Origin of the sequence: Micromonospora sp. NPDC050187 (assembly GCF_044459745.1) — a bacterium.
Lineage (GTDB): Bacteria > Actinomycetota > Actinomycetes > Mycobacteriales > Micromonosporaceae > Micromonospora.
Genome location: NZ_JBITJH010000007.1, coordinates 154,025 through 178,374 on the forward strand (window position 1 = coordinate 154,025; position 24,350 = coordinate 178,374).

26 protein-coding genes are annotated in these 24,350 nt (G+C 72.5%); 12 read left to right on the top strand and 14 right to left on the bottom strand.

Going from position 1 to position 24,350, the window contains the following annotated elements:
* Positions 1-86 precede the first annotated feature (86 nt).
* The 3 genes from ACIBJE_RS14030 to ACIBJE_RS14040 all read left to right on the top strand — a co-directional run bounded on the left by ACIBJE_RS14030 (position 87) and on the right by ACIBJE_RS14040 (position 2,776).
* Complete coding sequence (locus tag ACIBJE_RS14030; protein ID WP_396747984.1) at positions 87-1,136, top strand: fatty acid desaturase family protein; 1,050 nt, start codon at positions 87-89, stop codon at positions 1,134-1,136.
* 195 nt (positions 1,137-1,331) lie between these two features.
* A complete protein-coding gene (locus ACIBJE_RS14035; protein ID WP_396747987.1) occupies positions 1,332-1,625 on the top strand; it encodes a 4a-hydroxytetrahydrobiopterin dehydratase in 294 nt (97 codons plus the stop codon).
* Positions 1,622-2,776, top strand: coding sequence for an FHA domain-containing protein (locus ACIBJE_RS14040; protein ID WP_396747989.1), 1,155 nt, complete (start codon positions 1,622-1,624; stop codon positions 2,774-2,776). The genes ACIBJE_RS14035 and ACIBJE_RS14040 overlap by 4 nt, the downstream gene beginning before the upstream one ends.
* Before the next feature lie 101 nt (positions 2,777-2,877).
* Here ACIBJE_RS14040 and rocD read toward each other — a convergent pair whose 3' ends face one another.
* The 4 genes from rocD to ACIBJE_RS14060 all read right to left on the bottom strand — a co-directional run bounded on the left by rocD (position 2,878) and on the right by ACIBJE_RS14060 (position 6,437).
* Positions 2,878-4,101, bottom strand: coding sequence for an ornithine--oxo-acid transaminase (gene rocD / locus ACIBJE_RS14045; protein ID WP_396748180.1), 1,224 nt, complete (start codon positions 4,099-4,101; stop codon positions 2,878-2,880).
* The gene (gene ddaH, locus ACIBJE_RS14050; protein WP_396748182.1) at positions 4,101-4,916 is read right to left on the bottom strand and encodes a dimethylargininase; all 816 of its coding nucleotides are present in this window, start codon (positions 4,914-4,916) and stop codon (positions 4,101-4,103) included. The genes rocD and ddaH overlap by 1 nt, the downstream gene beginning before the upstream one ends.
* A 281-nt stretch (positions 4,917-5,197) precedes the next feature.
* A complete protein-coding gene (locus ACIBJE_RS14055; RefSeq protein ID WP_396747992.1) occupies positions 5,198-5,467 on the bottom strand; it encodes a hypothetical protein in 270 nt (89 codons plus the stop codon).
* Positions 5,468-5,603: 136 nt separating this feature from the next.
* Positions 5,604-6,437 carry a thrombospondin gene (locus ACIBJE_RS14060; protein ID WP_396747995.1) on the bottom strand — a complete coding sequence of 278 codons (834 nt, stop codon included), beginning with the start codon at positions 6,435-6,437 and terminating at the stop codon, positions 5,604-5,606.
* A 258-nt stretch (positions 6,438-6,695) separates the two neighbouring features.
* Here ACIBJE_RS14060 and ACIBJE_RS14065 point away from each other — a divergent pair, with 258 nt between their 5' ends.
* Both ACIBJE_RS14065 and ACIBJE_RS14070 read left to right on the top strand, forming a co-directional pair.
* On the top strand, positions 6,696-7,952 hold the full coding sequence (locus ACIBJE_RS14065) for a glycosyltransferase family 4 protein (protein WP_396748184.1): 1,257 nt from the start codon (positions 6,696-6,698) through the stop codon (positions 7,950-7,952).
* Positions 7,953-7,968: 16 nt separating this feature from the next.
* Positions 7,969-8,919 (top strand): phosphotransferase, encoded by a 951-nt coding sequence (locus ACIBJE_RS14070; RefSeq protein ID WP_396747998.1) that lies wholly within the window; start codon positions 7,969-7,971, stop codon positions 8,917-8,919.
* 35 nt (positions 8,920-8,954) lie between these two features.
* Here the strand turns inward: ACIBJE_RS14070 and ACIBJE_RS14075 are convergent, their stop codons facing one another.
* Together ACIBJE_RS14075 and ACIBJE_RS14080 are read right to left on the bottom strand one after the other, a co-directional pair.
* Positions 8,955-9,302 (bottom strand): hypothetical protein, encoded by a 348-nt coding sequence (locus ACIBJE_RS14075; RefSeq protein ID WP_396748001.1) that lies wholly within the window; start codon positions 9,300-9,302, stop codon positions 8,955-8,957.
* A complete protein-coding gene (locus tag ACIBJE_RS14080; protein ID WP_396748004.1) occupies positions 9,299-9,475 on the bottom strand; it encodes a hypothetical protein in 177 nt (58 codons plus the stop codon). Before ACIBJE_RS14080 ends, ACIBJE_RS14075 begins: the two co-directional genes overlap by 4 nt.
* Positions 9,476-9,837: 362 nt before the next feature.
* Here ACIBJE_RS14080 and ACIBJE_RS14085 point away from each other — a divergent pair, with 362 nt between their 5' ends.
* Positions 9,838-10,101, top strand: coding sequence for a GntR family transcriptional regulator (locus ACIBJE_RS14085; protein ID WP_396748007.1), 264 nt, complete (start codon positions 9,838-9,840; stop codon positions 10,099-10,101).
* A 225-nt stretch (positions 10,102-10,326) separates the two neighbouring features.
* The gene (locus tag ACIBJE_RS14090) at positions 10,327-11,136 is read left to right on the top strand and encodes an Fpg/Nei family DNA glycosylase (RefSeq protein ID WP_396748010.1); all 810 of its coding nucleotides are present in this window, start codon (positions 10,327-10,329) and stop codon (positions 11,134-11,136) included.
* Between the two features lie 92 nt (positions 11,137-11,228).
* Here the strand turns inward: ACIBJE_RS14090 and ACIBJE_RS14095 are convergent, their stop codons facing one another.
* The 4 genes from ACIBJE_RS14095 to ACIBJE_RS14110 form a co-directional block, all read right to left on the bottom strand.
* Positions 11,229-12,650 carry a WGR domain-containing protein gene (locus tag ACIBJE_RS14095; RefSeq protein ID WP_396748013.1) on the bottom strand — a complete coding sequence of 474 codons (1,422 nt, stop codon included), beginning with the start codon at positions 12,648-12,650 and terminating at the stop codon, positions 11,229-11,231.
* 112 nt (positions 12,651-12,762) lie between these two features.
* Complete coding sequence (locus tag ACIBJE_RS14100) at positions 12,763-13,635, bottom strand: aminoglycoside phosphotransferase family protein (RefSeq protein WP_396748016.1); 873 nt, start codon at positions 13,633-13,635, stop codon at positions 12,763-12,765.
* Between the two features lie 87 nt (positions 13,636-13,722).
* Entirely contained in the window at positions 13,723-15,090 is a 1,368-nt protein-coding gene (locus tag ACIBJE_RS14105; RefSeq protein ID WP_396748019.1) for an FAD-dependent oxidoreductase, read from the bottom strand.
* Positions 15,091-15,094: 4 nt separating this feature from the next.
* Positions 15,095-16,255: a glutamate--cysteine ligase gene (locus ACIBJE_RS14110; protein WP_396748022.1), complete on the bottom strand. Its 1,161-nt coding sequence runs from the start codon at positions 16,253-16,255 to the stop codon at positions 15,095-15,097.
* A 147-nt stretch (positions 16,256-16,402) separates the two neighbouring features.
* On the opposite strand from ACIBJE_RS14110, the gene ACIBJE_RS14115 reads away from it, so the two are divergent.
* The 3 genes from ACIBJE_RS14115 (at position 16,403) to ACIBJE_RS14125 (ending at position 19,138) form a co-directional block, all read left to right on the top strand.
* On the top strand, positions 16,403-16,702 hold the full coding sequence (locus ACIBJE_RS14115; protein WP_396748025.1) for a DUF6412 domain-containing protein: 300 nt from the start codon (positions 16,403-16,405) through the stop codon (positions 16,700-16,702).
* A gap of 165 nt (positions 16,703-16,867) precedes the next feature.
* Entirely contained in the window at positions 16,868-17,698 is an 831-nt protein-coding gene (locus ACIBJE_RS14120) for a YidC/Oxa1 family membrane protein insertase (protein WP_396748028.1), read from the top strand.
* 63 nt (positions 17,699-17,761) lie between these two features.
* Positions 17,762-19,138, top strand: a complete 1,377-nt coding sequence (locus ACIBJE_RS14125; protein ID WP_396748031.1) for a chitinase — start codon at positions 17,762-17,764, stop codon at positions 19,136-19,138.
* A gap of 96 nt (positions 19,139-19,234) precedes the next feature.
* Here the strand turns inward: ACIBJE_RS14125 and ACIBJE_RS14130 are convergent, their stop codons facing one another.
* Positions 19,235-19,906 (bottom strand): DedA family protein, encoded by a 672-nt coding sequence (locus ACIBJE_RS14130; protein WP_396748033.1) that lies wholly within the window; start codon positions 19,904-19,906, stop codon positions 19,235-19,237.
* Positions 19,907-20,019: 113 nt separating this feature from the next.
* Complete coding sequence (locus ACIBJE_RS14135; protein WP_396748036.1) at positions 20,020-20,622, bottom strand: DUF1349 domain-containing protein; 603 nt, start codon at positions 20,620-20,622, stop codon at positions 20,020-20,022.
* Positions 20,623-20,714: 92 nt separating this feature from the next.
* Between ACIBJE_RS14135 and ACIBJE_RS14140 the strand changes: the two genes are divergently transcribed.
* Complete coding sequence (locus tag ACIBJE_RS14140; RefSeq protein WP_396748039.1) at positions 20,715-22,367, top strand: alpha-amylase family protein; 1,653 nt, start codon at positions 20,715-20,717, stop codon at positions 22,365-22,367.
* A 92-nt stretch (positions 22,368-22,459) separates the two neighbouring features.
* A complete protein-coding gene (fabG, locus tag ACIBJE_RS14145; RefSeq protein WP_396748042.1) occupies positions 22,460-23,218 on the top strand; it encodes a 3-oxoacyl-ACP reductase FabG in 759 nt (252 codons plus the stop codon).
* A 103-nt stretch (positions 23,219-23,321) separates the two neighbouring features.
* On the opposite strand, the gene ACIBJE_RS14150 is transcribed toward fabG, so the two are convergent.
* Both ACIBJE_RS14150 and ACIBJE_RS14155 read right to left on the bottom strand, forming a co-directional pair.
* The gene (locus ACIBJE_RS14150; RefSeq protein WP_396748186.1) at positions 23,322-23,738 is read right to left on the bottom strand and encodes a hypothetical protein; all 417 of its coding nucleotides are present in this window, start codon (positions 23,736-23,738) and stop codon (positions 23,322-23,324) included.
* Positions 23,739-23,886: 148 nt separating this feature from the next.
* Positions 23,887-24,282: a hypothetical protein gene (locus tag ACIBJE_RS14155; RefSeq protein WP_396748045.1), complete on the bottom strand. Its 396-nt coding sequence runs from the start codon at positions 24,280-24,282 to the stop codon at positions 23,887-23,889.
* Between the last annotated feature and the right edge of the window lie 68 nt (positions 24,283-24,350).

Sequence of the window (24,350 nt, forward strand, 5' to 3'; positions counted from 1 at the left end):
CAGGATTACCCAGCGCAACCGTCGTCCGGAGACTGGAGTCGGGCCGCCGGCCGGCGGCCCGACCACCCGAGGAGACAGGGGCACACATGACGCTCGGTTCGGTGGCCGATCCGCCGCTACGGCGGGGCAGTGACTACGCGGGGTTGTCCCGGCGGATCAACGAGGCCGGTCTGCTGGCGCGGCGGCCCGGCTGGTACGTGGCGAGCGGAGCGCTGACGGTGGCTCTCTTCGTCGGCAGCTGGGCGTTGTTCGTCGCGGTCGGTGACAGCTGGGCGCAGCTCGGGGTCGCCGTGCTGCTCGCCGTCGCCACCACCCAGGTCGCCTTCCTGGGACACGACGCGGGGCACCGGCAGATGTTCCGTCGACGCGGTCCCAGCGAGGTGGTCGGGCTGCTCGCCGGCAACCTGGCGGTCGGGCTCAGCTACGGCTGGTGGGTGGACAAGCACAACCGGCACCACGCCAACCCCAACCACGAGGGCGAGGACCCGGACGTCGGTGCGGGCGCGCTGGTCTGGACCCACGAGCAGGCGGCGGCGACCCGGGGTTTCGGACGGTGGCTGGCCCGGTGGCAGGCGTGGCTCTTCTTCCCGATGCTGCTGTTGGAGGGGCTCGCGTTGCACGTGTCCAGCGTGCGCGCCGTCGTCGGGCGGAACCCGGACGGCGGGTTCCGGACGCCGATGCGGCACCGGACGGTGGAGGGACTGCTCCTGGCCGCGCACCTCGTCGGCTATCTCGTGCTGGTGGGTGCCGTCCTGTCGCCGGGGCGGGCGGTGGCATTCGTCGCCGTCCACCAGGGGCTCTGGGGGCTCTACATGGGCTGTTCGTTCGCCCCCAACCACAAGGGCATGGAGATGCCGACCGCCGCGGACAACCTCGACTACCTGCGTAAGCAGGTGCTCACCTCACGCAACGTGCGCGGCAACCTCCTGGTCGACGTCGCGCTCGGCGGTCTCAACTACCAGATCGAACATCACCTCTTCCCGAACATGCCCCGGGGCAACCTGCGCCGGGCTCAGCCGATCGTCCGCGCGTACTGCGCCGAGCAGGGCATCCCGTACGCCGAGACCGGTCTGTTCGACTCGTACCGGCAGGCGCTGGCCCACCTGCACGAAGCCGGCCGCCCGGTGCGGAGCTGACCGTCTGTGCCCCGCCGCCGCTGCTGCTGCGTCGGTAGCAGGGGTCCCCTGCACGACAAAAACGAGTAACAGGGGTCCCCTGCTACCAACCAACTGGGCACCCACCGTGCCCGGCGGGAGCGGGGGAGTGACGATTGCCGCTGGGTGGCGTTCGGGTCGGGCGGCGGCCGGCACGGCCCCGGTAGGGTGCTGACCATGGCAGAGGTGCTCACCGCAGAGGCGGTACGAGACAAACTGGCCGCGTTGGCGGACTGGACGGGCGACCCTGCCGGCATCAGTCGCACCGTCCAGCTCGGCAGCTTCCCCGAGGCGATCGCGGTCGTCGACCGGGTCGCCGAGGTGGCCGAGGAACGGGACCACCACCCCGACATCGACATCCGCTGGCGGACGCTGACGTTCCGCTGCACCACCCACTCCGCCGGCGGCGTCACCGAACGTGACATCGATCTGGCTCGGCGGATCGACGAGATCGTCCGGAGCACGCGATGAGATTCGAGATCAGCAAGGTGCTGGACGCGATCGAGGGACGCGTCTGCACCGACCCCGTCCTGGCCCGAGCGGTCGTCGACCTGGCCGAGGTGATCCGCTACCAGGATCTGGACGCCGGCCGGCCGGCGAGCATGCTGCGGCTCGGCATGGTCATCGACGCGCTGGCCCGCCAGCTGGAGGAGGACAGCGTCCCGGTCTACGCGGTCGTGCACCGGGCGCTGCTCTCCGACGCCGACCTGACCTCGAACGAGCGGATGGTGGTCCGCCGCTGGGCCGACGACGGCCTGGTGGAGGTGCTGGACCAGCCGGGTGACCGGATCCTGGAGGTCGCCGACCTGCTCGGCCTGCCGGTGCTCAGCCGGGCCCGCTTCGACGGGCTGCGCGGACGCTACCCGTGGGTGGTCGAGCAGCCGGGCCGGGTGGTCGCGCCGGTGCCGGGACAGGGCGGCCCGGCCTTCGTCGCGCACGTCGGCCCGGGTACGACCCCGGTCGCCGGCGAGCGGTCGCCGGTCGGGACGAAGCTGCTCTCCCGGCTGTGGCGCTGCCCCGAACCGGGCTGTGCGCTCTTCGGCTCCGGCGGCGGCGGTGGTGCCTTCGCCGACCTGGCCCCCCGCACGGAGCGGAGTCCGGCCGCCCAGCCGCCACCCACGCTGCGGACCGGCGCGCCGACCTGTCCCCGGCACAACACGCGGCTCGGTGACGCCGGAGCCCGGCCCCGGACCGAGGTCCTCGCGGTCCGCATCGGCGGCCTGGTCCGGCGTCGGTTCGTGCTCACCTCGGAGGAGCCGGTGCTGGTCGGTCGGGCGCCGGACCAGCCCAGCGGGATCGTGCTCGGCCAGTGGCTCAACGACGAGGCGCGCCGCTGGATCAGCCGCAGCCACGTCACGTTGGAGCTGCGGGCCGGCACGGTGGTGGTCACCGACGTGAGCACCAACGGCAGCGGGATCCGTCCGGGCGGCTCGATGGCCGAGGCGGAGCGGATTCCGCTGGCCCCGAAGCAGTCCCGCGTGCTGGACCCGGGCGACATGGTCGAGCTGTACCCGGGAGTGCAGATCGGCCGTCCGGGCGAGCTGCCCACCGGTGCCCGCTACACCCCCACCTCGGTGATGGCCGAAGCCCCCACCATGGCCATGCGCCTGCCCCGCCCCTGACGCCCTCCCACCGTTTTTTCTGCGTTGATCAAGAAGTTCGCGTCATCGTTCGGCGCTCTGCCTGACGCGAACTTCTTGATCGACGCTCAGGTGGGATGGGGTCAGGAGGCGGTGGGGGTGAGGACGGCGGTGAGCTGGGCCAGGGCGTGGTCGATCTCCTCGGCGGTGATGACCAGGGGCGGGGCCAGGCGGATCGTGGAGCCGTGGGTGTCCTTGGCGAGGATCCCGCGCTCCATCAGCCGCTCGCACGCCTGACGGCCGGTCATCAGCGCCGGGTCGATGTCCAGACCGGCCCAAAGGCCCCGGCCCCGGACGGCGACCAGGCCCCGGCCGATCAGCTCCCGTAGTCCGGCGTGCAGCCGCTCGCCCAGCTCGGCGGAGCGTCGCTGGAACTCGCCGGTGGCCAGCAGCCGGACCACCTCGGTGGCGACCGCGCAGGCCAGCGGGTTGCCGCCGAAGGTGGAGCCGTGCTGGCCGGGCTTGAGCACGCCCAGCACGTCGGCGTTCGCGGCCACCGCGGACACCGGCACGATGCCGCCGCCGAGTGCCTTGCCGAGCAGGTACATGTCCGGCACGACGCCCTCGTGGGCGCAGGCGAAGGTCTCGCCGGTGCGGCCGAGGCCGGACTGGATCTCGTCGGCCAGGAAGAGCACGTTGCGCTCGGTGCAGACCTGGCGTACGCCGGGCAGGTAGCCCTCCGGGGGCACGATCACGCCCTGCTCGCCCTGGATCGGCTCGATGAGCACGGCGACCGTGTTGTCGTCGATGGCGGCGGTCAGCGCGTCCAGGTCGCCGTACGGCACCACGGTGAACCCGGGGGTGTACGGGCCGAAGTCGTCCCGGGCGTCCGCGTCGGTGGAGAAGCTGACGATGGTGGTCGTCCGGCCGTGGAAGTTGCCCTCGGCGACGACGATGTTCGCCTGCCCGGCCGGCACGCCCTTGACCTGGTAGCCCCACTTGCGGGCGACCTTGATCGCGGTCTCCACCGCCTCCGCGCCGGTGTTCATCGGCAGCACCAGCTCCTTGCCGCAGAGCTGGGCCAGCTCGCGGCAGAAGTCGGCGAACTGGTCGTGGATGAACGCCCGGCTGGTCAGGGTCAGCTTGTCGAGCTGGTCGTGCGCGGCGGCGATCAGCTGCGGATGCCGGTGGCCGAAGTTGAGCGCGGAGTAGCCGGCCAGGCAGTCGAGGTAGCGCCGCCCGTCCACATCGGTGAGCCAGGAACCCTCGGCGGACGAGATCACCACCGGCAGCGGGTGGTAGTTGTGCGCGGTCCACCGTTCGGCGTCCCGGACCGCGTCCGGCGTCCGCAGCATGTCGTCGACGATCACTTGCCTGCCTTTCCCTGACGGAGTCGCAACGTGCAGCACTTCGGGCCACCGCCGGCCTTGCGCAGCTCGGACAGGTCGACACCGATGGTCTCGTAGCCCCGGTCCCGCAGCTTCGCGGCGAGATCGGTGGCCTGGGCGGGCAGCACCACATGCCGGCCGTCGCTGACCGCGTTCAGCCCCAGCACCTCGGCGTCGGCCATGGTCGCGTGCACCGCGTCGGGGAAGAGCCGACGCAGCGCCGCCCGACTGCCCGGCGAGAACGCCTCGGGCAGGTACGCCACGGTCCGCTCGTCCAGCACGGTGAGCGCGGTGTCCAGGTGGTAGAAGCGGGGGTCGACCAGCTGGAGGGTGATCACCGGATAGCCGAAGACCTCCTGCAACTGGGCGTGCGAGGCGTGCGCGGTGCGGAATCCGGTGCCGGCGAGCAGCAGGTCACCGGCGAGCAGGATGTCGCCCTCGCCCTCGTTGACGTGCTTCGGGTCGTGTATCTCGAAGCCGGCGGCCTCGAACCAGGCCCGGTACGCGGGGGCCTCGTCGGCTCGCTGCGGGTCGCGGAACTGCACGGCCATCGCCTGGCCGTCGATCACGGTGCCGCCATTGGCGGCGAAGACCATGTCGGGCAGGCCGGGGACCGGGGTGATCTCCTCGACGGTGTGACCGAGTTCGCGGTAGGTCCGCCGCAGTTGCTCCCACTGCCGGATCGCCAGGTCGGCGTCGACCGGCGCGGTGGGGTCCATCCAGGGGTTGATCGCGTAGTCGACGGCGAAGTACGTCGGCCGGCACATGAGAAAGCGCTGGCTGGTGGCGTCCATCGTCATTGTCCTGCTCCCGGGGGTCGGGCGCGCCCGGCCACTCGCGGCCTGCGGGCTGGCGCCGTTGCTCCAACGCTATGCGGCTGGCAGCGGCGGTATCCACCCGTGAGGATTGCGTGAAGCGTAGGTTCATTGCGTCTGTGGGGCAGTGGACGTGCGATTCGTTGCGTGCCGCAGCGCGGCGGACGGCCGATCAGGGTCGCCGCCTCTTTCCCGAGCAGGTCATCCAGGCCCACCGCCGAATGGTGCGTCGGCCGTCGGCAGGCTGCGGGAGTGACGAGTCAGAGGCGTGTGGCTACGCGGACCAGGTCGGCGAGGGCCCGGGAGCGGCTGTGCGGTGGCCAGGCGATGACTGTCGTGACGGCCGGCGCGTCCAGGACCGGCACGGCGGCCAGGCCTGCCAACAGGTTGGCGCGGCAGGACTCGGGCAGGACCACGGTGGTGGCCAGCACGAGCGAGGGCTGACTCGTCGCGGCCCGCCGGGCGCGTCGCTCGGCTGCGGCCAGCGCACGACGCCGGGAACGTGCCCTGGTGACGGACCTCCTGCTCACCCGCCATGGCATTCGGCCCCGGACATGCTTCAGGGGCGGCGAACCGCCGCCCCTGAAAGAGATGTCGCCCCCGCTGGTGAACCACCAGTTTGACCGGGCTCGACCGGTGCACCACCGGCGCCGCCAACAGTGCCCGTCAGAAGCGGTCGACAAACTGTGAGTCAAGCCACTCTCGGAAGCGGTTGACAAGGTCGCCGTCGGTGGTCGGCCAGTCGTACTGGCCGGTCATCGCGAGCACGCCGAGCACCACGGCGGCGAGGCCGGCCAGGATGCCGAGCAGCGCGTCGGTCTTGCCGGCGACGTGCCGACGGCGGGTGGCGATCAGGCCGAGGACGGCCAGCACCGCGCCGACCGCGCCGACCGCGATGCCGTACCCGGCGAGGGTGCCGGTGAGCACGAAGAGCAGCCCGGCCACCCCGACGACCAGCCCCAGGGTGGCGAGCAGGCTGGCCCGGGGCTTCTTGCCGGCCACCACCGCCGGCTCCGGGGCATGCCGGTCCGCGACGACGGGGTCGAGGTCCGGGTGGCGGTCGACCGTACGCTCCTGGGTCGCCCGGTCCAGGTCGCTGGTCCGCTCCATGGTGCTGGTGGTCGCGGTACCGGTGGTCGAATCAGGGCCCGGCCGGACGGGGCCCCGGTCCGGGTCCGTCTCCGCCGGGCGGACGGTGGCGGCCCGCGCGGTCGCCGCCCGGGCCGAGGCCCGTCGCTCCGCCTCGGCGTCCCGGGGGTCACGGATCCGGCCGTCCGCCGGCGGCGGGTCGCCCCGGTGGTCACGGCCGTCGGCCGTCGCGGCGGCGCTGCGGTACGTGGTCCGGTCGCCGTCCCGGTCGGTGCCCATCGGTTCGGCGACCCGGCCGGTGGACGACACCGACGACAGGTCCCGGTCGGCGGGGTGGACGGTCTCCGGGGCGGCTTCGTTCCCGTCCCGGGTGGCCGGTTCGTTCCGGCTCGACAGCAGGGGAATCTTCACGACGAACACCTCCTGGTCGGTGCGTGGAGACCTCGGACGCGCCGCCGGCTGCCACGCGGTGATGCTCGTGAGGTACCCCCGGCCCTCTTCCGGCACACCTGTCCCCTCCGGCGTCCCTCAATGGAATTGCAGGTGAACGAGGGGTCGACCAGTTCGTTTCACGCTGTGGCGGGGGCCGGAACGGCCGTAGGATCTCGACCCGTGACCGGTGCGGGCAGAGACGACGACCACGTTCCCGGTGCCCGGGGCCGCGTGGTCATGCTGGTCGACAACGCGGTGCACGGCGACTCTCGGGTGCAGAAGGCGGCCCGTTCGGCCGCCGCCGCCGGCTGGGACGTGACGCTGCTCGGCCGCTCGCCAGACGGCGCGCCGCACCGGTGGCGGCTCGGTCGCGCCGAGGTACGGCTGCTGCCGATGGGCGGCCCGGCCACCGGGACGCAGGCGCGTCGGCGGCGCGCGGTGGCGGCGCTCGGCGGCCTGCGCAAGCCGGTGGAACTGGCGTACACCCGGTTCTGGTCGGTGACCCTGCGGGAGCGGGCCTGGCGGCGGCTCGAACCGTCCCTGTGGCAGTACGAGCGGGCGTACGGACCGGTGGTGGACGCCCTCGACCCGGACCTCGTCCACGCCCACGACTTCCGGATGCTCGGGGTGGGCGCACGAGCCAAGCTGCGGGCCAGGGAACGGGGCCGGACCATCCGGCTGCTCTGGGACGCGCACGAGTTCCTCCCCGGCATCAAGCCCTGGCGGGACAACGTCCGCTGGCTGCCCGCCCACCGGGCGCACGAGCGGGAGTACGCCCCGTACGCCGACGCGGTGGTGACCGTCTCCGACGAACTGGCCCGACTGTTGCAGGCCGAACACGGCCTCGCCGACCGGCCGGCGGTGGTGCTCAACGCGCCGGACCTGCCGGACACCGCGCCGGAGGCGGAGTCCCTGCGCCAGCGGTGCGGGATCGGACCGGAGGTGCCGCTGCTGGTCTACAGCGGGGCGGCGTCCCCGCAACGCGGGCTGCGTGTGCTGGTGGAGGCGCTGCCCGACCTGTCCGGCACGCACCTCGCGTTCGTGGTGAACCGGCCCGACGGCGACCACGTCCGGGGCCTGGTCGCGCGGGCGACGGAACTCGGCGTCGGAGACCGGCTGCACGTCGGTGGGTACGTCGCCGCCGACCAGGTGGTGCCGCTGCTCGCCGGGGCGGACGTCGGGGTGATCCCGATCGAACACTGGCCGAATCACGAAATCGCCCTGATCACCAAGTTCTTCGAGTACTCGCACGCCCGGCTGCCGATCGTGGTCAGCGACGTGCGGACGATGGCGCAGACGGTCCGGCGTACCGGCCAGGGCGAGGTGTTCCGGGCCGGGGACGTCGCCGACCTGGTCCGTGCAGTGCGGACGGTGCTCGCCGACCCCGCCCGCTACCGGGCCGCATACGAAGCCCCGGGCTTGCTGGAGTCCTGGTCCTGGCCGGCCCAGGCCGAGGTGCTCGACCGGATCTACACCGCGCTGCTGCACCCGTGAATGAGAAGATCTTGCCGTGACCGAGTTCATGCCCCCGGAGCAGATCGCCCACCGGACCGCACGTGCCGTCGACGCCGCCGTCCACGCCGGACGTGGTCTCGGGCTCACCGTGACCGACCCCAAGGTGCTGTACGAGGTGTTCTCTGTGGTCGTCCACCTCGCACCATCGCCGGTCGTGGCCCGGGTGCTCACGGTGCTGCCGCACTACGCGGACCTCGACAGCCAGGCGGTCCGGCAGCGGGCGGAACTGGACGTGACCCGGTGGCTCGCCGACCGTGGCACGCCGGTCATCCCGCCCAGCCCGCTCGTCGCACCGCAACCGGTCCAGCGTGACGGGTTCTCGATGACGTTCTGGCAGCTCGTCGAGGTGGACCCGGACGCCGAGCCCGACTACGTGGCGAACGCCGGCCTCGTCGCCGACCTGCACGCCGCGTTGCGCGACTACCCGGGCGACCTGTCGTTCCTGTCCGCTGCCGAACCCCGGTTCATCGAGGACAGCCTTGCTCTGCTGGAGGACCACCCCGACCTCCTCGACCCGGCCGACCTGGGCCGCGCCCGCCACGAGTGGCAGGTCCTGGAGCCTCTCGTACGGTCCCGCGAGGCGTTCGAGCGCAGGTTCCCGGGAGCCGACCTCCAGCCCATCCACGGTGACTGTCCGGCGGTCAACATCGTCCCGGAGGTGCGCGGGCAGTTGTACGCCGACTTCGAGATGGTCACGCTGGGGCCGGTCGAGTGGGATCTCGCCGGCCTCGGCCCCGACTGCGAGGCCGCCTACGACCGCGAAGCGCGGCGCAGGGGACTGCGGGAGTTGAACCGGGACGTCCTGGGCTTCGTGAACGCGGTGGGAATGCTGCGAGGCGTCGCCTGCCTCGCGCTCGCCCCACAACTGCCCATGCTGGCCGACGCGACCCGGCCGCTCGTCGAGCAGTGGCGGTCGATGCCGTTCGCAGGCGGGCTGACCGACTGACGGAGTTTCCGGCGCGACGGTGACAGGTGGCGGCGTCAGCCGTGACTCGCCGTACGCCGCGCCTGCGTCGTCCGGCGCTGCGGGGTGGTCGGTGGCAGCCCGACCGGTCCGCGATTCTGGCGTACGGTCGGCAGGACGGCCGGTGTTCGGGGTGTGGACGAGCGTTGCTGGACCCGCAGCCCGGCCGGCTGCACGAAGATCGACCGGCGGGCGATCGCGTCACCCTTCCTGTCGAGCTGGTAGCCGTCGAGCCAGACCCACCCGTCGAAGGTGACCCGGTCGAGCACCCGGATCACGCGGAACACGATCGGCGTGACGAACTGGACGCTGGCCGCGCGGGTCACCAGCACCAGGTCACCGGCTCCGGGCAGGGGAGCGGTCATCGCCAGCCGAACACGCCACGGTGCCGACGCCATGTCCTGATCCGGGCGCGGGCGGCGTCCACCATCGGGCAGAACCCGGTCTCCGTGCATCTCGGGCAACGGCTGTGGCGGTGGTGGTCCAGGCAGTACCAGGCCGCCTGCACGAGGAACGGCACCTCGCGGTAGACGGTCATGGCTTCTCCCGGGGCCAGTGCCCTCGGTTGATCGGGATTCGACGCCGGACGTGGCAAGGCAACTTCGCGCCGCAGCGGCACACCCTGCGCCAGCGTCTCCAACTCCAGACCGGTCGGTGCTGGTGGGCCAGCGTCAGCGCGGTGGTCAGTAGGTAGTCGTCAGGGCGGATCCAGCTCATCAGTGCTCTCCGCTGGCTGTTGGGGTTGGTGGCCGTCAGGGCGACGGGATCCGCGCCGCCCTGACGGGGCTTGCCCACAGGTTGCCGAACCAAAGGAAGCCACAAGCAAACTACGTCACTGGTTGACGTAGGTAAAGCACGCGGCGTGGTTTTCCTGCATCACTTGCTGACGGTGGTTCATGCATGGTCAGATGGCAGGGCCGAACCAAGGGGATCGAAGTCATGCCCTCTGCACCTGCCGAATACCGACGCATCGCCGACGAATTGACCGCGAAGATCAAAAGCGGTGAGCTCGCGCCAGGGACGAAGTTGCCCAGCACGAGTGCGCTGGCCGATCAGTTCGCTGTCAGCGTGGCCACCGCGTACCGCGCCGTGTCGCTCCTGCACGATCGTGATCTGGTCGTGGGGCAGCCGGGGCGAGGCGTGTACGTGGCTGGCAAGGAGTAGCCGCGCGGGGGACGAGGTCCTCGTGGTGCTGAACGCCACCGCCTTGATCGCCTACGCCCGTGGTCAGGTCGCCACAAGGGAACCGGCCGTGCCATCCGGCCCACGATCCCTCCGGTTTGGCGATCTCGGGGTGTCCCGGCCGAGTGTCACCCCCATATCGCCGAAGTCGTGCTGGCCCGCGCCCCGACGGTGGAGCGCGACGACCGCTGACTACCCTTGGTGGCCGTGCCCGAGGGACATAGCATCCACCGCCTGGCGGCCCGGCACGCCGAGTTGTTCGCCGGGGAGAAACCACAGGTCAGCAGCCCTCAGGGCCGGTTCGCCGAAGGAGCCGCGCTGATCTCCGGCACCCTGCTGGAGAGCACCGAGGCGTACGGCAAGCACCTGCTGCACCACTACGCCGGGGAGATGACCCTCCACATCCACCTCGGGCTCTACGGCAAGTTCACCGACGGGGCGGGGGAGCCGCCCGCGCCGGTCGGGCAGGTGCGGCTGCGCATGGTCGGCGACCGCCACTGGTTGGACCTGCGCGGCCCCACCGCCTGCGAGCTGCTCACCCCGGGTGAGGTCGAGGCACTGCGCGCCCGGCTCGGCCCGGATCCGCTGCGGGCCGACGCCGACCCGGCGCGGGCGTACGGCCGGATCTGCCGCAGTCCGACGCCGCTCGCCGCGCTCCTGCTCGACCAGTCGGTGGTGGCCGGCACCGGTTTGATCTTCGTGACCGAGGCGCTGTTCCGGGCCGGACTGCCGCCGCTGCTGCCCGGCCGGAACCTGACCCTGGAGGGCTGGCGGGCACTCTGGACCGACCTCGTGGAGCTGATGACCCTCGCCGTCGAGCGGGGGCGGATCGACACCGTCCGTCCGGCCCACCTGCCCGAGGCGATGGGGCGTGCGCCGCGCGTCGACCGGCACGGCGGCGAGGTGTACGTCTACCGCCGCAGCGGCGACCCCTGCCACGTCTGCGGCTCGGCGGTCAGCCGGGGTGAGTTGGGCGGGCGCAACCTCTACTGGTGCGCCGCCTGTCAGGCCGGCTGACCCGGCCGGTGCCCGCGTTCCAGGCCGGGCCGACCGCTCGTGGTCCGGTCCGGTGGTCGGGCCGGTCCGCACCACCGGCCCGACCACCGCGCTCAGACCAGCCGGCGGATGTCGCCGTACGCGCGGTAGAAGCCGCCCCGGCCGGACTCGCGGACCTCGGGGACCAGGTAGCGGGCCCCCCGTTCGCGGATGCCCTTGGGGAACTGCACCGACCAGTCCCGGTGGAACCCGTCGGAGAGCACCTGGATCCGCAGCTGCCCCCGCACCTCGATGCACTGCACCACCACCCCGCCGTCGGCGTGGTTGACCACCTCCACCGTGGTCGACGGGGCGGTGGCCGCCATCCGGGGTGGTGCCTTGACGTCCACCACCTGCGGGACGCTGCCGCCCTCGGCCGCCCGGATCGCCGGCTCGCTGGCGTCGATGCAGGCCAGGTAGCCGCCGGTGGTGACCACGTAGAGGCGTTCGTCGTGGTACTGCATGGAGTACGCCGAACCGCAGCCGGTGCCGAGCTTCCAGAGCCGGTTGCCGGCCTCGTCGAAGCAGTAGATGGAGGAGTGGTTGTCCCCGGCGAAGACGTACCGGCCGTTCTCGGTGGCGGCGCAGGAGAAGACCGGGGCGTCGCACTGGTACGTCAGGTCGGCCCGGCCGTGCTTGGTCAGCCGGACGACCTGGCGGGTGCCGGTGCCGGCGAAGACGTGGTCGCGTTCCTGCCAGCCGAAGAGGACCGAGCCGGTGCGGGTGTTCCACAGCTCCTGGCCGGTACGCCAGTCGAAGCCGGTCACCCCCGCCGAGTGGCCGTGGTAGATCGCGTCGTCGTCGCAGCGCACCATCCAGGCCGACGAGCCGCGCCCCGGCCGCCGCCAGAGGAACTCGTCCTCGTGGTCGACGGCGGAGATGCCGCCGCCCGCGTCGGAGACGCCGAGCACCCCGTCGTGGATGTCCAGCCAGTAGATGTCGATCTCCGGCGCGATGGTGTACGCCACCCGGGGCACCTTGCCGGAGAGGTCGTAGACGTTGCCGTCGTCGCAGCCGGCGTAGATCCAGGCGTCGTCGGCGACGATGCACTTCACCCCGTCCGGCAGCCGGACCTGGCTCAGCACCTGGGCGTCGTGGCCGAGGGTGGTGATCACCCCGTGCTCGTTGCCCACCATGCAGTGCTGGCCGTCGACGAAGATGCCGAAGGCCGGGGCACCCGAGTGGTACCGCCAGAGCACCGGGGCGGTCCGCGCCGTGGAGTGGGTGCTGACGATCTGGCGGCGGCTGACCGCGCGCTTCTGCCGCACCCCGCGCACCGCCGGGGCGTACCCCTTGCGGACCTTCTCGCCGATCTTCTTAGCGGCGGCGGCGCGGGCCTTCGCGTTGTCCGCGAAGCTGCTGGTCTTGACCTGTCCCTGGTCACCGATCCGGCCGTAGCGGACGGTCAGCTCGGAGCCGTCCACGACGGTCTCGTAGAACTTGTGCGCGCCACCGTCCGCTTCGGACAGCTCAAGGTACGTCGTCTCCTGCGGCATGGGGAATCCTCCGGGGGCGGGCGACCGGCGGCGATCCGACCGGTACGTCGACAGCGCGCACACCGTAACCCGCGCCCCTGACAAGCCCGCCGAACGGGGCCTGACCTGCGGCTCAGCCGCCGTCGAGGAGCCAGCGGACCACCTCGACCTGCTGGGGGAAGACCTGCCCCTCGCCGATGCTCCAGGCCAGCGTCTGGCCGATCGTCCAGCCCCGCACCCGCTCCCGGTCCAGCCCCAGCCCGGCGGTGAGCCGGTCCAGCCGGCGGCGTACCGCGACCGGCGAGTGGCCCAGCTCCGCGCCGCGCACCATCGGCACCACGCTGAACTCGCGCTCGCCCACCAGCGGCTTCGGGTCGATCACCAGCCACGGCTCGCGTCCGGCCCGCAGCACGTTCCCGGCGTGCAGATCCTGGTTGACCAGGACCTGCTCACCCTGGGTCGGGGCCAGGCCGGTGAGCAGGTCGCGGGCGGCGTCAAGGAGCCGTCGTTCGTACGGCCGGCCGGCCCGCTCCCAGTTGCCCGGCAGCCGATCCACCCAGCCGGCGGCCTCGTCGGCCAGCGACGTGAAGGGGGCACCAGCCGGCCGCCAGAGCCGGGGGAGCAGGTCGACGACCACCCCGAGCGCCTCCTCGGGCGGGCAGTGGGACAGCGGGTCGCCGGGCACGCACCGCTCGATCAGCAGGGCCCGCCACGCCGGCTCGTGCGCCAGCAGTCGGACCGCGCCGTCACCGGCCCAGGCCGCCAACGCCGCCGCCTCGTGCTCGCTCTCCCAGCCGGGATACTGGAGCTTGAGTACGGCCGGCGTCCCGTCCGGCAGGTCGGCGGCGAGCGCCAGCGACACGAACGCCTCCGGGTACGCCGGGCCGAGCCGCAGCGACCACCGGTCCACGCAGGCGGCCAGCCGTTCCGGCAGCGCCGCCAGCCAGTCGCGTCCGGCGGGCACCCGCCGCATCCAGTCCAACCGCTGAGGGATCTCCAGGTCCACCCGACCATCCTCGGGCCGGCCCGGCGCGCTCGTACAACCGTTTCCGGCCGCCTTCCGTCCGGATGGAGACAGCGACGGAGGTGACCGTCAGGCGAGGGCGTCGACCGCCTTGCGGGCGGCGATCAGCACCGGGTCCCAGACCGGGGCATACGGCGGCGCGTAGCCGAGATCGAGGCCGGTCATCGCGTCCACCGTCATGCCGTTCCACAGCGCCACGGCCAGTGTGTCGATCCGCTTGGCCGCCTCGGACCAGCCGACGATCTGCGCGCCGAGCAGCCTTCCGCCGGGCTTCTCGGCGATCAGCTTGACCGTCATCGTGCGGGACCCGGGGTAGTAGCCGGCCCGGTTGGTCGACTCGGTGACCACCGAGACGAACTCGAAGCCGGCGGCAGTCGCCTCGGACTCCCGCAGTCCGGTGCGTCCCACCTCCAGGTCGCAGACCTTGGTCACCGCCGTGCCGATCACGCCGGGGAAGGTGGCGTACCCGCCACCGATGTTGATCCCGGCGACCCGGCCCTGCTTGTTGGCGTGCGTGCCGAGGGGGATGTTGACCGGCTGGCCGCTGACCCGGTGCAGGGTCTCCACGCAGTCCCCGGCCGCCCACACCCCGTCGGCCCCGATCACCCGCATCCGGCGGTCCACCCGGATTCCGCCGGACGGCCCGACCGGCAGGCCGGCCGCCTCTCCGAGGGCGGTGTTCGGACGCACCCCGAGACCGAGGACGACGACATCGGCCGGGAACTCGCCGGCGTCCGTAAGGACCCCGGCGACCCGGCCGTCGCGGATCTCCAACCCGGTGACCGTCACCCCGGTACGGATGTCGATGCCGAGCCCGCGCATCGCGTCGGCAACCAGCCCGGCCATGTCCGGGTCGACGGTGGACATCGGCTGGTCGGCCTGCTCGACGAGGGTCACCTCCAGGCCGCGCACGATCAGCGCCTCGGCCATCTCCACGCCGATGTAGCCGCCGCCCACGACCACCGCGCGGCGGGGCTTCGGGTCGCGTTCCAGCCAGTCGCGCAGCGCGTCGCCGTCGTCGAGGGTCTGCACCCCGAACACGCCGTCCGCGTCGGTGCGGGCCCACTCCGGGTGCACCGGGGTCGCGCCGGTGGCGTACACCAGGGTGTCGAACCGCTCGCGGACCTCGCCGCCCCCGGCCAGGTCCCGGGCGACGACCTCGCGCCGGTCGAGGTCGATGGCGGTGACCTCGTGCCGGAGGCGGACGTCCACGTGGTACTCGTCCCGGAAGGTGGCCGGGTCCCGGGCGACCAGGTCGTCCCGCTCGTCCACCAGCCCGCTGATCCAGTACGGGATGCCGCAGGCCGAGTAGGACGTGAAGCGCCCCCGGTCGAACGCCACGATCTCCAGGTCGTCCCGCCCGCGTCGCCGTCGGGCCTGGGACGCCGCCGCCATGCCGCCGGCATCGGCGCCCACCACGATCAACCGCTCCGCCATCGGTTCAGTCTTCCACCGTCGGCGACCCGCCGCGCGTCTGTCGCGCCACGTCCTCGACCACGTCGACGAGGCGATGGGTGCGGGCGTGCACCGCGCGCTGCCGCTCGGCCCCGGTGCCGTGCCGGCGCACCCCGGCGAGCAGGTCGTCGACCTGGTCGGCGTCGCCGTGCCGGTCGAGTTCGGGGCGGACCCGGTCGACCAGGCGCTCCAGCAGTTCCCATGCCGGACCCACCTCGCCGGTGTGCGGGTCGACGGCCTTGCCGGTCAAGCCGTCGTGGGCGGCCCGCCAGTGCGCCCCGACCAGCAAATGGTGGTCGACCCGGGGCGCCGGACGACCGGCGGCGATCTCCGCCAGCGCGGTGCCGACCAGGCTCCGGACCAGCGCGGCCACCAGGATCGTGTCGTCCAGGGACGGGCAGACGTCGCCGATGCGGATTTCCACCGTTGGGTACTTCGCCGACAGCCGGGCGTACCAGTAGAGCATTCCCTCGTCCAGCATCATGCCGCTGTCGATGAGCTGCCGGATCAGCCGCTGGTAGTGCTCGTGCGAGTCGAGCCAGGGGGTCGGGGCCACCGAGGGCCAGTGTTCCCACTCGATCGAGCGCCAGCTCGCGTACCCGGTGTCCTCCCCCGCGGAGAACGGGGAGTTGGTGGTCAGCGCGTGCAGGATCGGCAGCCAGGGCCGGACGTGGTTGAGCACCTGCACGCCGGTGTCCGGGTCGGGGATCCCGACGTGCACGTGCATGCCGTTGTTGCCCGGACCGGGCGCGAGCAGCCGGAACCGTTCGACCATCCGGTCGAAGCGCGGCTTGTCCACCACCGGGGGCACCGGTCCCTCGACCGGGCCGGTGCCGATGGCCAGCAGCCGGACGCCGGCCCGCTCGGCGGCGTCGGCGAGCCCGGCCCGCAGCAGCCCGAGGGAGTGCCGGATCGCCCCGAGGTCGAGTCCGGGCGGGCTGCCGATCTCGATCTGGCTGGTCTGGAACTCCCGCTCGACCTGGCCGCGCAGCTCGGGGGGCACCTGTTCCATCACCAGGTCGACGGCGGGCACGGCCACGCCGGTGTGCGGGTCGACGAGGAGGAACTCCTCCTCGACGCCGACGGTGAGCAGATCGGATCCGTCCGGCGTGCTCGTCACGTCCTGGATCGCCACCTGGCCGGCCACGGCCCTCACCACCTTCTTCCGGTCCGCGTCACTCGCGGGTGCTGGCTCTGGGCTACCCAGCCGTACCCGGCCGGAAAACGTTGTCCGGGCGTGTCGGGGCGGGCTCGCCGGGGTCGGGAACGTGACAGCGGGTCCTAGGCTGTGCCCGTGGTGGCTCCGCTGTCGGTGGTGATCTGGGCCTGGGCGTACGCGCTCGGCCAGTTCGTCGTGCTCGCCGACCGGCCGGTGGAGCTGCTCGCCGGTGCGGCGGTCGGTGCGGCGCTGCTGCTCGCCACGTTGGTGGCCGTCCTGGTCACGGCGGCCGGCACGGCCGGCCCGCAGGCCGGCCGGCAGGCCCGCTCCCTGCGGGAACGGGCCCGTCGCCGTCGGGTGCCCCGGCAGCTCGACCCGGACGCGTCGGGTCGCCCCCGCCCCCGCGCGCCGGGGGTACGCCCCGCGACCGCGTGACGCGTCGCCGGGGTCCGCCGGCACCGCCAACTGCCACCCGCCAACCGGCCGGCCCGCACCGTCGGGCCCGCCGGTCCGCGCCGTAGGTCCCGCGCACGCGGTCGATTCCGCCCGTCATCCGTCCATCAGGGACATCCGACCGGAATCGCACCGAGGGGTATCTCCATGCTCGCCTTCGCACCACTCGACGCCGCCGTCGGCGTCGCCTCCCACGCCGTCTCCGCGCTCGCCGCCGCGGTCGCGCCGCTGGCCGGCGGGGCTGCCACCGCCGTCGCCATCGTCGGGTTCACCGTCGCCGTCCGGTTGCTGATCGCACCGCTCACCGTCGCCCAGGTGCGCGGGGAGCGGCGTCGCGCGGCCCTCGCCCCCCAGGTCGGCGAGCTGCGTCGCCGGTACGGCGACGACCCGGCCCGGTTGCAGCGGGAACTGCTCGACCTGTACGGCTCCGCCGGGGCGAGTCCGCTGGCGGGCTGCCTGCCCGCCCTGCTCCAGGCACCGTTCTTCCTGGTCATGTACCGCCTCTTCACCGCTGGCGACCCGGCGGCGCTGGCCGGGGAACTGGCCGGGGTGCCGCTGGGGCACCACCTGTCCGACGGGCTCGCCGGAGCGGCCGGACCGGTCTGGGGCGTGCTCCTGGCGGCGCTGCTGGCCCTGGCCTGGTTGGCGTCGCGGCGGATGCGGCGGACCATGGCCGCCGGCTCGGCGTCGTCCGCCGGACCGTTCTCGTCCGGTGGGTCGTCCTCCGGTGGGTCGAGGCCGTCCGCCGGCTCGGTGCCGTCCCCGGCGGCGGGGGCCGGTGGGGTGGCCGGGGACGTGGGAGCGGCCGTCGGCCGGATCCTGCCGTTACTGCCGTACGCGACGCTGCCGGTCGCGCTGGTGGTGCCGTTGGCGGGCGTGCTCTACCTGGTCACCACCACCGCCTTCACCGCGCTGGAGCACACCGTGCTGCGCCGCGACCGGTCAACCTCGGCGGCAACCCTGGACAGAAACAGTTAACTTTCTTGATAATTACCGGACCTGTTGACATCCATGGATGCCCGCTCGGGCCTGGAGGGTCCTGTGAAACGTTCCCGATCTCTTGTCCTCTCCCTGGTCGCGGCCGTGGTGGCGACCCTCGGCGCGGCCTGGGTGTCGTTGCCCGCCTTCGCCGCCGGACCCAGCGCGACCTTCGTCAAGACCGCCGACTGGGGCACCGGTTGGGAGGGGAAGTACACCATCACCAACGGCGGCGGCAGCACGATCAACGGCTGGAATCTCACCTTCGAGTTCCCCGCCGGCACCAGCGTCGGCACCTACTGGGACGCCCTGCTCACCTCCTCCGGCCAGCGGCACACCTTCACCAACCGCTCCTGGAACGGCAGCATCGCCCCCGGCGCGTCGGTGTCGTTCGGCTTCCTCGCCACCGGCTCCGGCGTGCCGCGCAACTGCACCCTGAACGGCGCGTCCTGCGGGGGCGGCACCCCGCCGACCACCCCGCCGCCCACCACCCCGCCCCCGACGACCCCGCCGCCTCCGACCACCCCGCCGCCCACCTCCGGCCTGCCGAAGCACGTGCTCACCGGGTACTGGCACAACTTCGACAACCCGGCGGTCGAGCTGCGGCTGCGGGACGTGCCGAGCGAGTACGACGTGATCGCGGTCGCCTTCGCCGACGCCACCGCCACGCCCGGCGCGGTGTCCTTCGCCGTCGACCCGGGTCTGTCGGCGTCCCTCGGCGGCTACACCGACGCCGACTTCCGGGCGGACGTGCAGACCCTCCGCTCCCGGGGCAAGAAGGTGATCATCTCGGTCGGCGGCGAGACCGGACGGGTGGCGGTCAACGACGCGGCCAGCGCGGTCGCCTTCGCCGACAGCGTGCACGCGCTCATCGGGCGGTACGGCTTCGACGGGGTCGACATCGACCTGGAGAACGGCCTGAACCCGACGTACATGGGCCAGGCGCTGCGGTCGCTGCGGGCGAAGGTCGGGGCGAACCTGATCATCACGATGGCCCCGCAGACCATCGACATGCAGTCTCCCCAGGGCAGCTACTTCAAGCTCGCCCTGGACATCCGGGACATCCTCACCGTCGTACACACCCAGTTCTACAACTCCGGGGCGATGCTCGGCTGCGACCGTAACGCCGCGTACCCGCAGGGCACGGTGAACTTCATCGTGGCGCTCACCTGCATCCAGTTGGAGGCCGGGCTCCGCCCCGACCAGGTGGCGCTCGGTCTGCCCGCCGGTCCGGGCGCGGCCGGTGGCGGCATCGTCCCGCCCAGCGTGGTCAACGCCGCGCTGGACTGCCTGACGAAGGGCACCAACTGCGGCAGCTTCCGGCCGCCGCGCACCTACCCGGGCCTGCGTGGCGCGATGACCTGGTCGGTCAACTGGGACGTCAGCAACGGCAACGGCTTCGCCCGTACCGTGAAGCCGCACCTGGCGACGCTGCCCTGACCCGGTCGGCCCGGACGTCGTCCGTACCGGCCGGGGTCGGTCGGTGCGTCGGCGTCCGGGCCGTGACGGGCCCGATCCGGCTGTTCGCCGCCCGGCTCAGCGACCGGTGGTCACCGACTGCCGGTCGCGCCGGGCCCGGCGGCGGCGCACCTTCTTCACCGCCCAACTGGCGATCATGAGTACGAAGATGGCGAGGATGCCGTAGTCGAACCAGCTGCTGTACTTGTCGATCTCCTTCCAGCGCGACCCGAGGGCGTACCCGAGGCCGACGAAGATCGCGTTCCAGACGCCGCTGCCCAGCGTGGTCAGCAGGCTGAACTCCACCAACGGCATCCGGTTCGCCCCGGCCGGGATCGACACCAGGCTGCGCACCACCGGTGCCATCCGGCCGAACAGCACCGCCCAGCGGCCGTGCCGCTCGAACCAGCGGTCGGCGCGTTCCAGGTCGTCCCGGTCGACCAGGGGGAGCCGGTCCAGCCAGCGCTTGAGCCGGTCCTCGCCGAGCCCCGCGCCGACCCAGTAGAGGGCGAGGGCGCCGACCAGGGAACCGACGGTGGCGGCCAGCCAGACCACGACCACGTTGAACCGGTCCTCGCCGGCCAGGTAGCCGGCCATCGCCAGGACGATCTCGCTGGGGATCGGGGGGATGATGCTCTCCAGGGCGACCAGGAAGGCCACCCCGGGCGCACCCATCGCCTCGATGACCCCGGCCACCCAGCCGGTCAGCCCGCCGAGTTGTGCCGGGTCGACGTTGTCGGCGAGTGCCATGCGTGTCCTTCCGCCGGGAGCCCATCGATCAGATGGTGCTACCCGATTCCGCGGCGGTCACACCTTCCCGTGGCACCTGCCACCGGAGTGACACGGCTGGCCGGTCGCCCGGCTCAGTCGTGCAGGGCGGCGTCGGCCGGGCCGCGACGCCAGCCGGTGAAGCGTACGGTCAGCCCGCCGCGCGTCGGTGAACAGCAGAACGGGCCGGCGGTGGCGACCGCCGTCGGGGCCAGTGGGGCGAGGCGGATCAGTCGCCACGGCTCACCGTCGACCCGGGCGCGGACGGTCAGCGCGTCGCCGGCCCGGCTGGCCCGCACCGTCACCTCCCGGCCGACCCACTCCGGCACCGGCGCGACCGACCAGTCCGAGACGCCCCGGGTGACCACCGCGCCGACCTGCGGCTGGCCGTCGGAGACCTCGACGCCGGCCTTGATCCACTGCTCCTCGTCCACCCGGACCAGCACGCCGGCCTGGTCGAACTGCTCCGTGTAGTCGAGCCGGAAGCTCACCTCGACCGCGCTCCCGGCGGCGAACGGGGCGAGCAGGGCCGGGGCGTCGTCGTGCACGAACCCGTAGCTGGTGTGCCGCCAGAGGTCGCTGGTCGCGGCGGGTTCGACCAGGAGATCACCGGTCGGGGTCGCCTCGACGCGTACCGGCTGGCGCAGCCAGCTCCCCTCGGACCAGTCGACCGGCTGCGGGCCGTGCTCACGTTCCATGTCCGGCAGGCTACCGGCTCGGCGGGTCTCCGTCCCGCCGCCGAGGCGTGCTCGTGTTTGCCGAGATGATCGACGGGAGAAGGTATGGCGGCATGGGTGACAGGTGGTACTCCGAGGCCGTCGTCTACTGCCTCGACATCGACACGTACGCGGACTCCGACGGCGATGGGGTCGGTGACATCCGGGGCCTCCTCGGCCGGCTCGACTACCTGGCCCGACTCGGGGTCACCTGCCTCTGGCTGCACCCGATCCATCCGTCGCCGAACAAGGACGACGGCTACGACGTGACCGACTTCTACAACGTGGACCCGCGCTTCGGCACGCTCGGCGACTTCGCCGAACTGCTGCACCAGGCGGCGAACCGGGGCATCCGGGTGATCATCGACCTGGTGGTGAACCACACCTCGGACGAGCACCCCTGGTTCCAGTCGGCCCGGTCCTCGCCGGACTCGCCGTACCGCGACTGGTACGTCTGGTCCGAGCACGAGCCGGCGGACCGCTTCCAGGGCATGGTCTTCCCGGGGGAGCAGCACGAGACCTGGACCTACGACCGGACCGCGAAGTCCTGGTACTACCACCGGTTCTACAAGTACCAACCGGACCTGAACATGACCAACCCCGAGGTCCGGAACGAGATCAAGAAGATCATGTCGTTCTGGCTCCAGCTCGGCGTCTCCGGCTTCCGGATGGACGCCGTGCCGTTCATCATCGAGCTGACCGAGGCCGGCAACGCCAACTCGCCCAAGGACTTCGAGTTCCTCACCGAACTGCGTCAGCACGTGCAGTGGCGGCGGGGCGACGCGGTCCTGCTCGCCGAGGCCAACGTGGAGCCGGACGACCTGCCGCAGTTCTTCGGCGACGCCGCCGGCTCGGCCAACCGGCTGCACATGCTCTTCGACTTCATGCTCAACGGGCGGCTGATGCTCGCCCTGGCCCGGCAGGACCCGGAGCCGGTCATCGAGGCGCTGCGGGACACCCCGGCCCTGCCACACGGTGCCCAGTGGGCGACCTTCCTGCGCAACCACGACGAGATCGACCTGTCCCGGCTCACCGCCGAGCAGCGCGAGCAGGTGTACGCGCAGTTCGGCCCGGAGAAGGACATGCGCATCTACGACCGGGGCATCCGCCGCCGGTTCGCCCCGATGCTCGGCAACGACCGCCGCCGCATCGAGCTGGCGTACGCCCTCCAGTTCTCCCTGCGCGGCACGCCGGTGCTCCGCTACGGCGAGGAGATCGGGATGGGGGAGGACCTCTCCCTGCCCGGCCGGCACGCGATCCGTACCCCGATGCAGTGGTCGTACCAGCCGAACGCCGGCTTCTCCACGGCGGACCCGGAGAAGCTGGTCCGCCCGGTGATCGACAAGGGGGAGTTCGGGTACGAGAAGGTCAACGTCACCGACCAGCGTCGGGACCGCAACTCCCTGCTGGCCTGGTTCGAGCGCATGATCCGGACACTGCGCGAGGCCCCCGAGATCGGCTCCGGCTCCACCACCCACATCGACGTGCCGATGCCGCCGGGCGTGCTCGCCCACCGGGCCGACGGTGCCACCGGCACGATGCTCTTCCTGCACAACCTCGGTACGCGGGACGCGGTGGTGGACCTCAGCATGCTCCAGGAGGAGGCCGACCTGCCGATCGACGTCCTCACCGACCGGGACTACGGCGGTGTCGGCAAGCTCGACGAGCTAAGGATCGCCGGCTACGGCTACCGCTGGATCCGCCTGCGCCGCGCCTGGTCCTCCTGACCCGTACCGCCCGAACCGCGCTCCGCGCGGGTCCGCGTGGTGCGGACCCGAGGGGTAGGGTGCGGGGGTCGCCTTGTTACTGGGAGGTAGGTATGGCCGGAGGGCAGCGGGTCGCGATCGTCACGGGAGGCGCGCGGGGGATCGGCGCGGCCACCGCCCGCCGGTTGGCCGCCGACGGTCTGGCGGTCGCCGTGGTCGACATCGAGGAGTCGGCGACGGAGGAGGCCGTCGCGGAGATCGGCGCGGCCGGCGGCCGGGCGCTCGGCGTCGGCGCGGACGTGTCCGACCGGAGTCAGGTGGAGGCGGCGGTGGAGCGGGTCGCCGCCGAACTGGGCGCGCCGACCGTGCTGGTCAACAACGCCGGGGTGCTCCGCGACAACCTGCTGTTCAAGATGACCGACACCGACTGGGACACGGTCATGGGGGTGCACCTACGCGGGGCGTTCCTGTTCAGCCAGGCCGCCCAGAAGCACATGGTGGACCAGAAGTGGGGGCGGATCGTCAACCTCTCCAGCACCTCCGCGCTGGGTAACCGGGGGCAGGCGAACTACGCCGCCGCCAAGGCCGGTCTCCAGGGCTTCACCAAGACGCTGGCGATCGAGCTCGGCCCGTTCGGGGTGACCGTCAACGCGGTCGCGCCCGGATTCATCGTCACCGACATGACCGCGGCGACCGCCGCCCGGATGAAGGTCGACTTCGAGGACCTCCAGAAGCACGCCACCGCCGAGATCCCGGTCCGCCGGGTCGGTCGACCGGAGGACGTGGCGCACACCATCTCGTTCCTGGCCAGCGAGGGAGCCGGCTTCGTCTCCGGTCAGGTCGTCTACGTCGCCGGTGGCCCCCGCGACTGACCCCTGCCCGTCGACTCCTGGTCCATGGCCCGGTGGCTGGTCCGCCGGGCCACGGTGCCGGCGTACGCCGCGCGCACCCGGCCAGGTCCGCCCGTGTCGGGGGTCAGGCCCGCTCGTGCCGGGTCCGGTAGAGCCAGACCAGGCCGAGCACCGGGAGCACCAGCGGGACGTAGCCGTAACCGCTGCCGAACCCGGACCAGACCGTGTCGTCCGGGAAGAGCGCCGGGTCGACCAGGCTGAGCGCACCCACCCCGAGCACCCCGACCAGCTCGATCGTGCAACAGGTCAGGGCGATGCGACGACCGGAGCGTCCGCCCCGGGCCAGTCCGACGGTCGCCACGATGTAGATCACTGCGGCCAGCCCGGAGAGCAGGTACGCCAGCGGGGCCTCGTCGAACCTGGTGACGATCTGGAGTCCGGCCCGCGAGGTCGCCGCGATGGCGAACAGCAGGTAGACGGCGATCAGCAGCCGTCCCGGTCCCTGGCCGGTGGCGCGTCCAGACGTCCCGGGCGGGCTCACCGCCGCCGAGGCCCCGGGCCGGTCGGCCGACGACGCCCGCTCCGGCTGCCCGGTCGCCGAGGTCCCCGGTCGGTCGGTCGCCGAGATCCCCGGCTGTCCGGTCGCCGAGGCCCTCGGTCGGTCGGGAGCCGACGGCGTCTCCGGTCGGTCAGCCACCGACGACCTCCCAGGTCTGCTGGAGTCGGACCACGACCACCGGGAGGACCAGGCACACCACGCCGATGATCGCCGCGCCCCAGCGGGTGGGCTCCATCCTCGCCAGCACCGCCGCCAGCGGCGGCAGGAAGACCAGCGTCACCAGGTAGCCGGCGAACGCGCCCGGCTCGCCCGGCCGGTCGCCTCCGCCGAGCGCCAGAAGGGCGACCACGGTGAGCGCCAGCAGCGCGACCTCCAACACGGCGAGGCCCAGCAGATGGGTGCGGTCCGGGGGCCGGTTGCGCGCCGCCGTCACCAGGCTCCACGCCGCGAGTACGAGCGACAGCACGATCGTGACGGTCGCGAGGATCCCGTCCACCGGTGAGCCGGCTGCGGCGGCACTGGTCATCGGGGCCACCCCGTCCCTACCTCGGTCACCCGGACAGCGTACTCAGCGTCCCGGCAGCCTCCGGGACG